12 protein-coding genes are annotated in these 16030 nt (G+C 70.0%); 5 read left to right on the top strand and 7 right to left on the bottom strand.

Annotation, left to right across the window (positions count from 1 at the left end; genetic code table 11):
• Nucleotides 1-47: 47 nt before the first annotated feature.
• The 6 genes from lptB to MWN33_RS05965 form a co-directional block, all read right to left on the bottom strand.
• A complete protein-coding gene (gene lptB, locus MWN33_RS05990; protein ID WP_247199513.1) occupies nucleotides 48-1175 on the bottom strand; it encodes an LPS export ABC transporter ATP-binding protein in 1128 nt (375 codons plus the stop codon).
• 166 nt (nucleotides 1176-1341) lie between these two features.
• On the bottom strand, nucleotides 1342-2031 hold the full coding sequence (locus MWN33_RS05985; protein ID WP_247199512.1) for an LptA/OstA family protein: 690 nt from the start codon (nucleotides 2029-2031) through the stop codon (nucleotides 1342-1344).
• A 60-nt stretch (nucleotides 2032-2091) separates the two neighbouring features.
• Nucleotides 2092-2871: an LPS export ABC transporter periplasmic protein LptC gene (lptC, locus tag MWN33_RS05980; protein WP_247199511.1), complete on the bottom strand. Its 780-nt coding sequence runs from the start codon at nucleotides 2869-2871 to the stop codon at nucleotides 2092-2094.
• Between the two features lie 164 nt (nucleotides 2872-3035).
• Nucleotides 3036-3668, bottom strand: a complete 633-nt coding sequence (locus MWN33_RS05975) for a ribonuclease D (RefSeq protein WP_247199510.1) — start codon at nucleotides 3666-3668, stop codon at nucleotides 3036-3038.
• 76 nt (nucleotides 3669-3744) lie between these two features.
• On the bottom strand, nucleotides 3745-4686 hold the full coding sequence (ubiA, locus tag MWN33_RS05970; RefSeq protein ID WP_247199509.1) for a 4-hydroxybenzoate octaprenyltransferase: 942 nt from the start codon (nucleotides 4684-4686) through the stop codon (nucleotides 3745-3747).
• A gap of 10 nt (nucleotides 4687-4696) precedes the next feature.
• Nucleotides 4697-5443, bottom strand: a complete 747-nt coding sequence (locus MWN33_RS05965; RefSeq protein WP_247199508.1) for a hypothetical protein — start codon at nucleotides 5441-5443, stop codon at nucleotides 4697-4699.
• A 145-nt stretch (nucleotides 5444-5588) separates the two neighbouring features.
• Here MWN33_RS05965 and MWN33_RS05960 point away from each other — a divergent pair, with 145 nt between their 5' ends.
• The 3 genes from MWN33_RS05960 to MWN33_RS05950 all read left to right on the top strand — a co-directional run bounded on the left by MWN33_RS05960 (nucleotide 5589) and on the right by MWN33_RS05950 (nucleotide 9300).
• Nucleotides 5589-6380 carry a 16S rRNA (uracil(1498)-N(3))-methyltransferase gene (locus MWN33_RS05960; protein ID WP_247199507.1) on the top strand — a complete coding sequence of 264 codons (792 nt, stop codon included), beginning with the start codon at nucleotides 5589-5591 and terminating at the stop codon, nucleotides 6378-6380.
• A gap of 300 nt (nucleotides 6381-6680) precedes the next feature.
• Complete coding sequence (locus MWN33_RS05955) at nucleotides 6681-7805, top strand: carboxylate-amine ligase (RefSeq protein WP_247199506.1); 1125 nt, start codon at nucleotides 6681-6683, stop codon at nucleotides 7803-7805.
• A 124-nt stretch (nucleotides 7806-7929) separates the two neighbouring features.
• Nucleotides 7930-9300: a glutamate--cysteine ligase gene (locus tag MWN33_RS05950; RefSeq protein ID WP_247199505.1), complete on the top strand. Its 1371-nt coding sequence runs from the start codon at nucleotides 7930-7932 to the stop codon at nucleotides 9298-9300.
• Here MWN33_RS05950 and MWN33_RS05945 read toward each other — a convergent pair.
• Complete coding sequence (locus MWN33_RS05945) at nucleotides 9294-10124, bottom strand: response regulator transcription factor (protein ID WP_247199504.1); 831 nt, start codon at nucleotides 10122-10124, stop codon at nucleotides 9294-9296. The genes MWN33_RS05950 and MWN33_RS05945 overlap by 7 nt on opposite strands.
• A gap of 63 nt (nucleotides 10125-10187) precedes the next feature.
• Between MWN33_RS05945 and MWN33_RS05940 the strand changes: the two genes are divergently transcribed.
• The gene (locus tag MWN33_RS05940) at nucleotides 10188-12221 is read left to right on the top strand and encodes a sensor histidine kinase (protein ID WP_247199503.1); all 2034 of its coding nucleotides are present in this window, start codon (nucleotides 10188-10190) and stop codon (nucleotides 12219-12221) included.
• 443 nt (nucleotides 12222-12664) lie between these two features.
• A complete protein-coding gene (locus tag MWN33_RS05935; protein ID WP_247199502.1) occupies nucleotides 12665-16030 on the top strand; it encodes an autotransporter family protein in 3366 nt (1121 codons plus the stop codon).

The raw sequence follows: 16030 nt of genomic DNA, 5'->3' as shown, positions 1-16030 counted from the left end.
CGGCGGCGGACGGCAGGACGGCAACGGGCGGGCAACGCGGGTCCATGCTAGAGACGGAACTCCTCGCCGAGATAGAGCCGGCGCACATCCTCGCTCGCCACGATCTCCTCGGGCGAGCCTTCCATGAGCACGGTGCCGGAATGGATGATGTAGGCGCGGTCGATGAGGCCGAGCGTCTCGCGCACATTGTGGTCGGTGATCAGCACGCCGATGCCGCGCTCGGTGAGCTGGCGCACCAGCGCCTGGATGTCGCCCACCGCGATCGGGTCGATGCCGGCGAAGGGCTCGTCGAGCAGCATGAAGGTCGGGCGCGAGGCCAGCGCGCGGGCGATCTCGACGCGCCGCCGCTCGCCGCCCGACAGGGCGATGGAGGGCGACTTGCGCACATGGGTGATGCGGAACTCCGTCAGCAATTCGTCGAGCTGGCGCTCGCGCTCGCGGCGGTTCGGCTCCACCATCTCCAGCACGGCGCGGATGTTGTTCTCCACCGACAGGCCGCGAAAGATCGAGGCTTCCTGGGGGAGATAGCCGACGCCGAGGCGGGCGCGCCGGTACATCGGCAGGTGGGTGACGTCGTGGTCGTCGAGCTCGATACGGCCGGCATCGGCCTTCACCAGCCCGGTGATCATGTAGAAGATCGTCGTCTTGCCGGCGCCGTTGGGGCCGAGCAGGCCGACCGCCTCGCCGCGCCGCACGTTCAGGCTGGCGTCGCGCACCACCTTGCGCCCGCCATAGCTCTTGGCGACGCCGATGGCGGCGAGGCTGCCCTTCGCGATCGTCTGGGGCGCGACAGCATGGGCCGCTTGCGCATAAGCGGATGGCGCGTGCAATTGCGGCGCGTGGGGCGCGCGGGCGTGCACCGCAGGCGCGGAGACGGCCGGCGCGTGCCTGGCGGACGGATGGACGGCGGGAGGCGGGGAATAGACCTCGGGCCGCGCCGGTTCGGGTGCGGCGGGGTGACGGAACTCGGCGGCCAGCGCCGCCTCGAACTCGGCTTCGAACGCGGCTTCCAGATCGTCGGCGCCGTCCTTCGCACCGTAATCGCTGGAGCGGGCATCGCCGGGAGCCTCGCCCTTGCCGGCCGCGCTGCCGAAGCCGCGCCGGCGGGCGCCTTCACCGTGCGAGCCCGGCGGCACCGACTTGCCGCGACCGATGATCGACGAGAAAAGTCCCACGCGCACCTCCGTGGTGAAATCACCACCCGGAAGGTGATAGACGCTCCGCACGCGACTGGCAAATGATGGATGCAAAAACCGGGCCGCGATGGCGGCGGTGGCGCATCACACTTACGAAATCTCGCTTGCCCACCAACAAAAGCGGCGGGCGCCCGGATAAACCGCGCTATTGCGCCGGCTTGGGCGCAGGCTTGGCAGGCTTGGCAGGCTTGGCCTCGCCCGGCTTGGGCGCTTCCATCTGCTTCACGCTGCCCGGCACGATGAGGCTTTCGATGCGCCCGCCGTCGAAGCGCGACAGGCCGCTCGCGAGATCCACCGTGAGCTGCTTGCCGCGGATGACGTTCGGGCCCGAGGTGAGCACCACCGGGTTGCCGACCAGCGTGATGGTGTTGGCGGCGGTCTCGAACACGCCCTTGTCGCCGGTGGCGGTCTGCTCCTTGGTGGTGACGACCACCGAGCCGATGATCTCCAGCCGGCGGATGGCGGAGGAATTGATCGGGCTGCCGGCGGCAAGCGCCTCGGCATTGGGGGTCGCGCCACCCTTGGCGCCGTCCTTGGCGCCGTCCGCAGCCGCTCCAGTCTTCTTGCCGTCGTAATAGACCACCAGCTCGCGGCAGCGCAGCGTGGTGTCGCCCTGCTGCACCACCACATTGCCGGAAAACACCGCCTGCTTCTCCTGGTCGCGCACTTCCAGGCTGTTCGCGTTGATGCGGATCGGCTCGTCGCGGTTGGTGGCGAAGCCCTGCAGGGCGTTCGGCACGTTGCGGGCCTGCTGCGCCAGTGCCGGCGCGGCGGTGCCGGCGGCGAGCGCGAGGAGGAGGAAGCCGGAGCCGGCGAGGCGGGGGATCGCGTTCATGAGTGCATGTCTAGCCGTGCCGGGGCGGGCGTTCAACGCCGCATCTCAGGGTGCCGCATCTCAGGGAGCCGCCCCAGCGATAGCGCCGGTCGAGGACGGGGACGGCGTGCCGCCGCGCAGTTCCGGCGTCGCGGCGGTGCCGTCGGCCGGCGGCATGCGGAAATCGAGCTGCACATTGCCGGTGAGCAACGCGCGCGAATCCTTCTGCGATACCTCGATGCGGTCGGCGGTGAGCTGGCCGTCGAGATAGGTAAGCTTCACCGGCTTGTCGGAGGTCAGCTTGCCGCTCTTGATCTCGATCTGGGCGTCCTCGAAGTCGCCGCCATAGCCCGCCGAGGTCTGGAAGCGCACGCCCCCGCCCAGATCCAGCATCTCGGTCTTGGTGTCGTAATGGCCGGTGCTGGCGGTGAGGTCCGCCCAGCCCTTGTCGGCCATTTCCAGTTTGGCGACGATCTTGTGCAGCCCGATGCTGTTGGGCTGGGTCAGGTCCTGCTCGGCCGATTCCGCCGAGACCGAATAGCCGCGATTGTCGGCGGTGAAGCCGTGCAGGCGCGGGAACTCCATCTTCACCTGCGTGCCCGACAGCGATACGCGCCCGAGGTCGAAGGGCAGGTCGACGGCGATGCTGAAGGGATCGAGATAGTTCACCGCCAGCGTGCCACCGGCCGCCAGCAGCACGGCAAGCGGCAGCGCGCGCCGGAAGAAGCGCACACGCCGGCTGTTGCGGCGCGCGTCCTTGAAACGCTCCGCGCTGCGCTGCGCGGAAAGCCCGCCGCGCTGCCGCAGCGATTCGCCCGCCCGCGTGTCGAGACGCTCGGGAGGTTCGACGTGCTTGTTCATGCCTGAGGGCGTTTCCCCGACTTGCGACTGAACCCCACCCGGTAACCCGGCGTTAAGATGGCGGCTTCCGTGCCCGCGCGCAAGCAGGGGCCGGGATACCGCCGGGATACCGGTACAGGAGGGCCGCAGCATGGCGCTCCGGCGGCCGGAACGCGGTTGCCGCGTCAGGTATGCGCGAAAATATCCTCGTCCGGCCAGCCGGCGAGGTCGAGCGCCGCGCGCGTCGGCAGGAAGTCGAAGCAGGACTGCGCCAGCCCGCCGCGCCCCTCGCGCGCCAGCATCGCGGCAAGCTTCGCCTGCAGCGCGTGCAGGTGCAGCACGTCGGAGGCGGCGTACTGGAGCTGGGCGTCGCTCAGTTCCTCCGCCGCCCAGTCCGAGCTCTGCTGCTGCTTGGACAGGTCGATGCCGAGCAGCTCGCGCGTCAGCTCCTTCAGCCCGTGACGGTCGGTGTAGGTGCGCGTCAGCCGCGAGGCGATCTTGGTGCACCACACCGGCGTCACCGTCAGCCCGAAGGTCTTGCCGAGCACCGCGACGTCGAAGCGGGCGAAGTGGAACAGCTTCACGCTGCGCGGATCGGTGAGCAGCCGCTCCAGATTGGGCGCGCTGCCGGGGCCGGCGCCGGCGGGAATCTGCACCACGTCGGCGGTGCCGTCGCCCGGCGACAGCTGGACGACGCAGAGCCGGTCGCGATGCGGATTGAGACCCAGCGTCTCGGTGTCGATGGCGACGAAGGGGGCGTTCTCGGGCGCGTAGCGGGAGAGGTCGACCAGGTCGCCGCGATGCAGGCGGATGCTCATGGGAACCGTGCTTTCAAGAGTTGCCGCTGCTTAGCACCGCCGGGGCCGCCCGGGCAACACGGCTCAGCAACACGGCTCAGCCCAGAAGCGCTTGCGCGATAAGGCCGGCGAGCAGGATCAGCCCGGCGTCGCGGTTGGAGCGGAACACGGTGAGGCAGTTCTCGCGGTCATCGATGTCGACGCGCGCGATCTGCCAGCCCAGATGCGCGGCGAAGGCGGCAAGGCCGAGCCAGGCGAAGACGCCGCCGCCGGCGAAGCCGATGGCGAGGCCGATCAGCACCACCGTCGCGCCATAGAGCCCGACCAGCCAGCCGCGCGTCGCGCCGGCGAACAGGCGGGCGGAGGACTTCACCCCGACCGCCTCGTCGTCCTCGCGGTCCTGATGGGCATAAATGGTGTCGTAGCCGACCACCCACAGCACCGAGCCGGCGTAGAGCAGGAAGGCGGAGCCCGGCAGCGTGCCGATGAGCGCGGCATAACCCATCAGCGCGCCCCAGGAGAAGGCGAGGCCGAGCACGAGCTGGGGAATCCAGATGATCCGCTTCATCAGCGGATACACCGCCACCAGCCCGAGCGAGGACAGCGCCACCACAATGGCGAAGGCCGGCAGGCAGAGCAGCACCACGAGGCCGGCGAGGCACTGCAGCGCGAGGAAGACGAAGGCACCGGCCAGCGTCACCTGCCCGGCCGGCAACGGGCGCGAGCGGGTGCGCTCGACCCGCCCGTCAATGTCGCGGTCGAGAATGTCGTTCCAGGTGCAGCCCGCCCCGCGCATGGCGACGGCGCCGATGGCGAACAGCGCGGCATAGGCGAGCGCGGAAAGGGTGTCGGGCGCGCCCATCCGTGCCTGCACGCCCAGCGCCATCGCCACCGACCACCAGCACGGGATCAGCAGCAGCCAGCTGCCGATCGGCCGGTCGGCGCGGGCGAGGCGCAGGAAGGGGCGCAGGAAAGACGGCGCGTGCCGGTCGACCCAGTTGCCGGCGGAATCGGCCGGCGCGGGCGCGGCGGACGTCATGGGGCTCAGCTCAGCGCAGCGCGTCGCCGCCGAGCGTGTCGAACACGCCGCCGGGAGGGGCGCCGAGCGTCGGCAGGCCGCTGGGCAGGCCGAGGCCAGCCGAGACCGAGCCTTGCGGCGGCGGGCCCGACGGGCCGGCATTGCCGCCGCCGGGGGCCATGCCGCTCTCCTGCGCCTTCGCCACTTCGCAGACCTTGTTGCGGGTGCTCGCGACGGAATCGGCGTTGGTCTTGATCTTCTTCAGCACGTCGTCCGGCACGCCGCACTTGGTCTTGTTGGAGCTCAGGAACTTGTAGAAGTTCTGCTGCGCCGAGGCGAAGTTGCGAAACATCGGGCAGAGCTCGGAAGGCGGGCGCTTGTTCTTCACCGCCTTCTGGAGACCCTCGCCGCTGCCTTCCAGCGTGGTGCGCAGCTTCTCGACCTGCGACTGGCATTCGGCCATGTTGGGATTGGCCTGCGGAGGCGCGCCCATCGGCGCCGCGCCGGGGGCCCCGCCCATGCCGCCCATCCCAAGGCCCGGCGAAAAGCCCGGGCTGGCCGGCTGCGTGGCGCCCGGCTGCATGGCGCCCGGCTGCATGGCCCCGCTCTGCGGCATCGGCTCGATGGTGACGGCGGCGGGGGCCGAGGCGCTGGGCGAGGTGTCGCCCGAGCCGCCGGCCGCGCCGATCCACTGCGCGCCGGCCGGCAGGGCGGCCAGCGTCGCGGCGAGCGTGATCCCGGCGAAAAGCGCCGCGCGGGCAGTCGGGAGCGAGCGCATCTGGCGAGCTTCCAAGGTCGAATCTCTCCTTCGAGCCGTCGGCTGGCGCCGTAGTGTTGACCAAGGGTGATACAGAGGCATTAAAGATTGGGCAACATCACGGCGCCCGTTGCCTGCGGGCCTAGCGAAGAAAATGGCCCGCATCATGGCCCGCCCGCATGAAGATTCGACCGAGCCCTATGATTTCCGCGCCCAGCGGCTGTTCGTCGAGGACGCGCTGGCGGAAGGCGCGCTGGTCGCGCTGGACCGCGAGCGGGCCCATTATGTCGGTGATGTGATCCGGCTGGAGGTCGGCGGGCACATCCATCTGTTCAACGGGCGCGATGGCGAATGGCGGGCGCGGCGCGAGGCGGGCGGGCGGCGCGAGGCGCTGCTGCGCGTCGAGGCACGGCTGCGCCGGCAGAGCCCGCCGCCCGATCTCGACTATGTGTTCGCCCCGCTCAAGCACGCCCGGCTCGACTACATGGTGCAGAAGGCGGTCGAGATGGGCGCGGGCCGGCTGGTGCCCGTCATGACCCGCCGCACGCAGGCGAGCCGGGTCAACACCGAGCGCATGCGCGCCAACGCGATCGAGGCGGCCGAGCAGTGCGGCATACTCAGCCTGCCGGCGGTGCTGGAGCCGGTGACGCTGGCCCGCTGGCTCGACGCGCTGGAGCCCGCCCGCCGGGTGGTGTTCTGCGACGAGGCGGCCCCGCTCGCCGATCCGCTCGCCCCGTTGAAGGCGGCGGTCGCCGGCCCGCTCGCGGTGCTGATCGGACCCGAGGGCGGCTTCGACGACGCCGAGCGGCGCCAGCTCGCCGCCCGGCCGGGCACGATCGTGCTGTCGCTCGGCCCGCGCATCCTGCGCGCCGACACCGCCGCCGTCGCCGCCCTCGCGCTGGTGGAAGCCGCCCGTCAGGGCGCCGCCGCCCCGCTCCCGGCGGAGGGAACCCGCTGAGGCCGGGCGCGTTAGCGGGCACCGAGACTCCCGTGAATCGGCCGCTCCTTACGGGCACCGCGTCCGGGCGCACCGGAGTGAAACATGCGCAGCCGCAGGTAGTACGCGTCCTGTAACTCGATAATTGTAATAAAAACACGTGTTTTAAGACAAGAACTCGCCTCGTCCGCAGGTCACACTCCGGTCTTACTTTTCCATCATCACGCTGTCGAATCGCGATCAGGCCGATTCTGCGTCGGCTAAGCATGAAACACGCATGCTGCACCGGGTCGCGGCGCGAAGAGTGCGGGGAACCACGCCATGGCGACGGAAGAATACCGTATCGGCATCGAGGAAGAATATTTCATCATCGAAGGCGAGACCAAGAGCGCGGTGCGCCGCATGCCGGCCGCCTTCATGGACCAGGTGAAGGGCGCGCTCGGCGGCGCCGTGACCGGCGAGATGCTGCAGTCGCAGATCGAGGTGATGACCGCCCCGCATATCAGCGCGGGCGAGGCGCGGCGCGAACTGCACGGGCTGCGGCGCGGGCTTTCCGAGGTGGCGGGCGGCTTCGACCTCGCCTTTCTCGCCGCCGGCACCCACCCCACCGCAAGCTGGCAGACCGGCAAGCGCACGCCGACGCAGCGCTATGACGGGCTGATGCACGACCTGCAGATGCTCGGCGAGCGCAACATGCTGTGCGGCATGCATGTGCATGTCGAACTGCCGGACGCCGACCTGCGTATCGACGTCATGCGCCGCATCCTGCCCTATCTGCCGGTCTTCGTGGCGCTGTCGACCTCCTCGCCCTTCTGGGAATCCAAGCGCACCGGGCTGATGGGCTACCGGCTCGCCGCCTATGACGAGTTGCCGCGCACCGGCCTGCCCGAGCTGTTCGAGAGCGCCAAGGACTATCGCGACTATATCGACGCGCTGGTGGCCGCGCGGGCGATCCGCGATTCGAGCTATGTCTGGTGGACCATCCGCCCCTCGGAAAAGCACCCGACGCTGGAGCTGCGCGCGCCCGACAGCTGCACGCGGGTGGAGGATTCGGTCGCCATCGCCGCGCTCTACCGCGCGCTGGTGCGCCATCTCGTGCGTGACCGGAAGCTCAATGCCGGCATCGACGCGGTGGACCGCGCCATCGCGGTGGAGAACAAGTGGCGCGCCCAGCGCTATGGCATCCATGGCAGCTTCGTCGACCGCGACGCCCGCGAGGCGGTGCCGGTGGCGCAGGTGGTGGAGGCGCTGATCGACCGGCTGCACGACGACGCGGAGGCGCTCGGCGGGCTCGACGAGCTCAACCACCTGCGCACCATCATCAGCGGCGGCACCAGCGCCGACATCCAGATCGCCGTCTATCAGGAAGCCGCCCACCGCACCGGCAACCGCAGCGAGGCGCTGAACGCGGTGAAGACCTGGCTCGCCCACGCCTCTGCGCAGTGAGGCATGACGCAAGGGAGTGCGCGCCGGCGCGCATTCCCCGTTTTCCATCGGTAGTTACGGCGATTTGCGTCCACCGTCCGCCTGTGTATGGTCTCGCGCCCCAGCACGCCGGCCGGAGTTTTCCATGGCGCGAGACCAGATCGACACGCAGCCCATCGAACGCCGCGACGAACTCGTCGCCTGGCTCGAAGCGGGCAACAAGGCGCCGTCGAAATTCCGCATCGGCACGGAGCACGAGAAGTTTCCCTTCACGCTGAAGGGTCACGAGCCCGTGCCCTACGAGGGCGAGAACGGCATCCGCGCGCTGCTGGAAGGCATGCAGGCGCTGAACTGCTGGGAGCCGATCATGGAAGGCGAGACCATCATCGGTCTCGCCGACAATGTGGGCGGCGGGGCGATCTCGCTGGAGCCGGGCGGACAGTTCGAGCTGTCCGGCGCGCCGCTGCTGACCGTCCACGAGACCTGCGCCGAAGTGAATTCGCATCTCGAACAGGTGCGCGAGGTGGCGACGCCGCTCGGCTTCGGCTTCCTAGGCCTCGGCATGAGCCCGAAATGGACGCTGGCGCAGACGCCGGTGATGCCCAAGGGCCGCTACCGCATCATGGCCGACTACATGCCGAAGATCGGCACGCACGGCCTCGACATGATGTTCCGCACCTGCACCGTGCAGGTGAATCTCGACTTCGCCTCGGAAGCCGACATGGTGAAGAAGCTGCGCGTCGGCCTCGCGCTGCAGCCCATCACAACCGCGCTGTTCGCCAATTCGCCCTTCACCGAGGGCAAGCCGAACGGCTTCCTGTCGTACCGCTCGGAGATCTGGCGCGACACCGACAATAACCGCTCCGGCATGCTGCCCTTCGCCTTCGAGGAGGGCATGGGCTTCGAGCGTTACGTCGACTATGCGCTCGACGTGCCGATGTACTTCATCAAGCGCGGCGACACCTATATCGACGTCGCCGGCTCCTCCTTCCGCGACCTGCTGGCGGGGCGCCATCCGGCGGTGCCGGGCGAGACGGCCACCGTCTCGGACTGGGCCAACCACCTCTCCACCATCTTCCCCGAGGTGCGGCTGAAGCGTTACCTCGAAATGCGCGGCGCCGATGGCGGGCCGTGGGCGAACCTGTGCGCCCTGCCCGCGCTGTGGACCGGGCTCTATTACGACAGCGCGAGCCTCGACGCCGCCTGGGACCTCGCCGAGGGCTGGACGGCGCAGGAGCGCCAGCAGTTGCGCGACGACGTGCCCAGGCTCGGCCTGAAGGCGCAGGTCGCCGGCCGCCCGCTGATCGAGGTCGCGCGCGAGGTGGTCGACATCGCCCGCGCGGGCCTCGCCCGCCGCGACAGGCGCGACAGCCAGGGCCGCGACGAGACGCGCTTCCTCAAGCCGCTGGAGGAGAGCCTCGCCACCGGCCTCACCCCGGCCGAGGTGCTGCTCGCCCGCTTTGACACAGAGTGGAACCGCTCGGTGGAGCCGCTCTTCGAGGAATGCGCCTACTGAGGCGGCAAGGAGCCGGCAGGGCCGGTCCCGGCCCGCGCTTCCGCCGGGTGCACGACCACCGGGCCGGTGAACCGCAGGCCCACGGAATGCAGGCCGGACAGCGGCAGTTCGACCCCATGCTCAGCCGCCTTGCGGCGCAGGCGGAACAGGATGGCGTCGACGGCACGGCTGGCGACGTCGCGGTCGGCGTGACCGAGCAGCCGCGCCAGATGCTGGCGTGACACGGGCTCGCCCGCCGCCAGCGCAATGGCCTTCACCAGCACCTGCTCCCGCCCGGTCAGATGCATGCCCGCGCCGCCCGGCGTCACCAGCCGCTGGCGCGTGAGGTCGAGCAGCCAGCTCCTCGTCTCCATCGCCGGAACGCTGGCCGCATCGTGCGCGGCGCGCTTGCGCGCGGCCGCCACCCGCCGCGCGAGGTTGCGGATCGCCAGCACGAGTTCCTCGCTGTCGGCGGGCTTGGCCAGATAGATATCCGCCCCTTCCTCGTAGCCGCGCACCCGGTCCTCGCGCTCGCTTCGCGCGGTCAGCATGACGATGCCGATCTCGTTCCGCTGCCCGCTCAGCGTCCGGGCCAGCGCATAGCCGGTGGTGTCCGGCAGGTTCACGTCGAGCACGACGACGTCGAAAGCCCCGGCGCGCCACGCCTGCAGGAAGGCGAGCCCGGTGCCGACGGCGGTCACTTCCAGCCCGCGCAGGCGAAGATACTCGCTCAACCCGTCCCGCAGGTCCGGATCGTCCTCCACCATCAGCACGCGCGCCGCGTCGGCGGGCGCCCGCGCGTCCCTGTCCGGCTCGGGAAAAGACGAAGGGGAGATGCTTTGCACGGCAGACACCGCTCGATCATGATGGTACCAACAAACTGCCAGCAATCGAAGTGACGGACAACCATGCGCCGGGTCTGCCTCCCGTCGATCGCCGGCCTGCTGCCGGCGCTGTGCCTCGCGCTGGCGGTTCTCTGCGCGTGCGGATCGCCTGCGGCGGCGCGGACCGTCGCCAATGACTGGTTCGAGGTCGATACCGAGCTCGCCGTGCTGCGCGACCCCGCCGGCACGCTGACGCTGGACGACGTGCTGGCGCGGGGGAACCAGTTCCAGCACATCGCGTCGAACGGCATCAACATCGGCACCTCGTCGGATGTGGTGTGGCTGCGCGTCGAGGCGAAGGCCTACGCCACGCGGGCGGGCGCGCTGGCACTCTCGCCCGCCACCTTCGACATCGTCGACGCCTATGTGGCACAGCTCCGCCCCGGGCTGAGGGCGCAGGATTTCCACAGCTTCGCGCTGGGCGACCACCGTCCGCTGCCGGCGGTCGTCGCCACGCTCTACGGCGAACTTCCGCTCGACCTGCGCGATGGCGAGACGACGCTGGTCTATCTGCGCCTCGTCAGCCTGAACACCTCGCTGAACCTGTCGCTGGACCTCTATCCGGCGGCGCAAGCGGCGCAGCGCGCCGTGCTCATGGGGCTGGGCTACGGTTTCTGGTTCGGCGGCATGGCGATACTGGTGCTGATCCAGTTCGTCTTCTTCCATTTCGAGCGCAAGGCATACTACCTGCTGCTGGCGGCGAGCAGCGTGACGACCATCCTCGTCTATTGCGCCAATCTCGGCGTCGCCCGGCTGCTGTGGTTCCCCGGCGGGGGAAACGGGCACGACCTGTTCCACATGACGGCCTACTGGCTCGGCGTGACCTTTTGGTCGCTGACCACCGCGAGCGTGCTCGACCTGCGCCGGCGCACGCCGTGGCTGGGGCGGCTGTTCGACATCGCGGCGGTGCTCGGCATCCTCGGCGGGCTGGCCGCGCTGCTCGGCTATAACCGGATGGTCATCCCCGCCGGCAACATCCTGATCGCCGCCTTCTCCACGGTGGCGGCGGCGCGGGCGGTGTTCTGCGCGCGCGAACAGGGGCTCGGCTCCAGCCTGCGGGCCATCGCCTACGTCCTCTTCTGGCTCGGCCTGGTGGCCACCGTCGTCCAGCGCATGGGCCTCTTCCCGCTGCCGAACTGGGTCACGCACAGCTATGGCATCGGCGTGCTGCTCTACACGCTGCTGCTGACCGGCGGACTGGGCGCGCGGCTGCGCCTTGCCGAGGTGCAGAACCGGCAGATGGCAGAGGCCGCGCTGGCGCTCTCGCGCGAGGCGGAGGACCGGGCGAACGCCCTCGTCGCCCAGCGCACGGACGAGCTGGTCGCCGCCCGCCGGACGGCGGAGGAGGCGCTGGAGGCGGAACTCGAAGCGCGCAGGCGCGAGGTGCGCTTCATGGAGGTGCTGTCGCATCAGTACCGCACGCCGCTGGCCTCGATCGGCAGCAACATCGACACCATCGCGCTCAGCCTACCGCCGTCCGACACCGCCAATGCCGACCGCATCCGGCGCGTCCGGCGGGCGGTCGCCCGGCTCGTCGAGCTGCTGCGCTTCCACATTTCGCGCAGCCGGCTGGAGGGCGCCGCCTTCCGGCCGGCGCTGGCGCCCGTGCCGGCGGGCACGGTCGTGGAGACCGCCGTCGGCCGCGCGCGCGATCTGGCGCAGTCGGCCGGCATCGAGCTGGAGGTCGCCGAGGGCGCCGGCGCGGTGCGTGTGTCGGCCGATGCCGAACTGCTCGTCGCCGCGCTCATGAACCTCATCGACAATGCGGTGAAGTTCGCCGGTCCGGGCAACGGGCCGGTGCGCGTACGGTGTTTCCTCGACACGGGCGGCCACGTCGTCCTGGAGGTGGCCGACACCGGCATCGGCATTCCGCCCGACGAGATCGAGCGCGTGCGCGAGCGTGGCTACCGCGCCTCCAACGCCGCCGACATCGAGGGCACCGGGCTCGGCCTCTCGCTGGTCCAGCGCATCGCCGATGCCCACGGCGCCGTGTTCGACATCGTCAGCAACGAAGCGGAAGGCACGCGCCTCTCGCTGCGCCTCACGCCGCTCGGCTGACGGCTCGCCGGTCGATTCGCTCCCCTTGTGGCAGAAACGACACGTGTTTCATAACAAGTCATAACGTCACGTGACGTCTCGTAACATCCGCAGTCTGGTTTGCGACAGGCTCCCTCAGTTAAGCTTTGCGCCAATTGTCGACGCTACACTTACTGGACGATGCTGTACCGGACCGAATCAAATAGCCCTCCGACGAGCTGTCGTACCGACGCGTCGTCCCGTTTTACATGGAAATTCAAAATTACTGTCCGTTGATCCTCGCATCTCCGGAACAGGGAAGCGCGCGTGCCGCCGGCAATTCCTGGCCAAGGGCACGATGGCCGCAATAGCGGGCAACAGGGCGTCCGGGGTGGCGCGTAAGGGATCGGCTCATGGACGGGAAGACGCAGGGCGCAGGCGGCGGGAGGGCCACCCGGTGGGCTGGCCGACGCAGCGAAAGGCGCGTGTCGGGCTGGATGGCCGGGCTGTCGGGAGCCTCGCTGGCGCTGGCCTGCGGGTTCCTGCCCGCTCCCGCCGCGGCGCAGACCGCGACCTGGACCGGCAGCACCGATACGGACTGGTTCACGGCCGGCAACTGGAATCCTGCCACGGTGCCGGGCTCGTCCAGCACCGCCGTCGTCACCACCCCCGTCGGCTCCAGCATGCCGGTCATCGGGAAGGGCGAGACCGCACAGGTCGATTCGCTGTGGGTCGGCTCGACGGCCGATGGCGGCGCGACGCTGACGGTCGAAGGCGTGCTCATCACCACCGGCGGCGGCACCATCAGCGATTCCGGCTTCAGCTCGAAGGGAGACCAGGAAGGCTCGATCATCATCACCGGCGACGCCGCCGAGTGGGATGCCTATGCGGTCATGGCCGGCCAGTACAGCACCGGAAGCATCACCATCACCGAGGGCGCCTCTTTCGAGGCCTCCTATTCCTTCGGGTCCGGCGGGCTCAAGGACGCCGAGGGAACCGTCAACGTGTCCGGCGACGGCACGAGCTGGGCCGTCGGCACGGGCGGCACCGTCTTCGGCGCCGCCGGCAAGGGCACGTTCAACCTCTCCGACGGCGCGACGGCAACGGATAATGCCACCACGCTCGGCTATCAGTCCGGCGCGACGGGAACGGCGAACATCGAGGGCGCGAACACCCAGTGGACGGTGGGCGGCGCCTCCGGGATCTTCAATGTCGGCGATTACGGCCATGGCGAGCTAAACGTCACCAAGGGCGCCGTCGTCTCGGTGAAGAACGTCGCCTTCGTCGGCAACAATGCCAATGCCTCGGGCGAGATCGTCATCTCCGGCGAGGGCAGCCTGTTCGAGACGGCCAAGCAGATCGACATCGGCCAGACGCTGACGGCCACCGGCAGCGTGCTCATCAGCAATGAGGGTGCCTTCGAGGCATCGGACGTGGTGCAGGTCGGCAATGGCGGCACCGGCACGATGACGATCGAATCCGGCGGCAGCTTCAGCGGCACGGAGCTGCGCCTCGGCCAGACCGGCACCGGCAAGGGAACGCTGCTGATCGACGGCGAGGGCTCTGCCGCCACCGCCTCCAGCATGGTGTGGATCGGCTTCCTCGGCACCGGCGAGGCGACGCTGTCCGATGGCGGCACGCTCGAGGTCACCGGCCCGGCCGGCCTGATGGTGAGCGTCGCCGGCGGCGCCGGCACGCTGAACATCGGCGCGGCCGATGGCGACGCGGCCGATGCGGCCGGCATCGTCGACGCGCCCGGCGTTCAGCTCGGCGGCAAGGGCACCATCGTCTTCAACCACACCACCGAGGACTACGCCTTCGCTTCTTCCATCACCTCCCAGAATGCCGGCGACGGCACGCTGAAGGTGCTGGCGGGAGAGACCGAGATTTCGGCGGCGAACACCCGGTTCAGCGGGCGCGTCGACATTGCCAGCGGCACGCTGCTGCTCGGCGACGACGACGCGCTCGGCACCGCCTCGGTCCACGCGACCGGCGGCACGCTGGCCTTCGCGGACACCATCGCCAGCGACAACGCGATCTCGGTCGACAAGGGCGCGTTCACCCTCGCCGTCGCCGGCGGCGCGGCCACCCAGTCCGGCGCCATCTCGGGCGCCGCCGGCATCTCGATGGAAAAGACCGGCGCCGGCGTGCTGAACCTCACCGGCGACAGTTCCGCCTTTGCCGGCAGCACCAAGGTTTCCGCCGGCACGCTGGTGGTTGGCGTTGGAGGAAGCGGCATGCTCGGCGGTTCGCTGGAGATCGCCAGCGGCGCGACGCTCGCCGGCACCGGCCTGGTCGAGGCGACGAAGATCCTCGCCGGCGGCAGCCACGGGCCGGGCAACTCGGTCGGCTCGCAGACCGTGGCGGGCGACTATTTCAACGCCGGCACGCTCGTCATCGAGGGCGGCCCGGACGGCTTCGACAGGATCGTCGTCAAGAACGGCACGGTCACGCTGGCCGACGCGACGCTTTCGCTCGACATTGCCGGCGGCATCAGCGGGTCTCTGCTGCTCGGCAGCCCCTACCTCATCATCGAGAATGACGGCGTCGACGCGGTGAACGGCAGCTTCGCCCCGCTGCCGGCGGATACCCTGCTGTTCATCGACACCACGGTCGAATACGACGCCGGCACCGGCAACGACGTGGCACTGTCCTTCGCCCGCAACGATGTCGGCTTCGCCGACGTCGCGTTCACGCGGAACCAGCGCGCGACGGCCTCGGCCCTCGACACGCTCTCACCCGCCAATCCGGTCTGGAATGCGCTCGTTCTGCTGGGCGATGGCGCCGCAGCGCGGGGGGCGTATGACGCGCTTTCGGGCGCGGAGCATGCCACGGTGGAGGGGCTGTTCGTCGATGCGAGCCGCTTCCCCCGCCAGGCGGTGCTCGACCGGCTGCGGGCCGCCGGCGGCGGGGTGGGCGCTTCCGCCCAGCCCGTGGTCAGCTACGCCGCCTCGCCCACGGCGGCGGAAGCCACCCCGGCCGGGCGCGCGCTCAAGGCCGCGCTCCTGCCCGCCACCACCGAACGGGGCGTCGCGCTGTGGAGCACCGGCTACGGCTCATGGGCCGATGCCGGCTCCACCGCCGAGGCGGCCGGCTACAGCGCCGACACCGGCGGCGCGCTGATCGGCGCCGACACCCTCGTGGGCCAGGGCTGGCGCCTCGGCGTCTTCGGCGGCTATGGCTACACCAGCTTCGACTTCGACGGCGAGGGTGGCTCCGGCTCGGCCGACAGCTGGTCGCTCGGCGCCTATGCCGGTAATTCCTGGGGCCCGCTCGCCCTGCGCACCGGCCTCGCCTATGGCTGGAACGACGTCGAAAGCCAGCGCGCGGTGTTGTTCCCCGGCATCGCCCAGCAGCTCAAGGCCGATTACGACGCCGGCCTGTTCCAGGCCTTCGGCGAGATCGGCTACGCGATCCAGACGCCATGGGCCGCCTTCGAGCCCTTCGCCGCCCTCGCCTATGTGCGGCTGAACCGCGACGGCTTCACCGAGCAGGGCGGCAGCGCCGCGCTGGACGTGGCCTCCGCCGACATGGACACCAGCTTCACCACGCTCGGCATCCGCATGGAGAAGGACATCACGCTCGGCACGGCGGCGGCGCGGCTGCGCGGGGCGCTGGGCTGGCAGCACGCCTTCGGCGACATAACGCCCGAGGCGACGCAGAGCTTCGCCAGCGGCAGCGTGCCGTTCACCGTGACGGGCGTGCCCATCGCCGAGGACGCCGCGCTGGTGGAGGCCGGCCTCGACGTGATGCTCACCGACGCCGTCACCCTCGGCGCCAGCTATTCCGGCCAGTTCGGCGACGCCACCACCCAGAACGGCTTCAACGCGACGCTCAAGGTCCAGTTCTGA

The sequence above is a fragment of the Ancylobacter koreensis genome (genome assembly GCF_023016525.1).
In the GTDB taxonomy this organism is placed as follows: Bacteria; Pseudomonadota; Alphaproteobacteria; order Rhizobiales; family Xanthobacteraceae; genus Ancylobacter; species Ancylobacter koreensis.
Note: the sequence above shows the minus strand (reverse complement) of the source record. Positions and strands in the feature narration are given on the sequence as shown.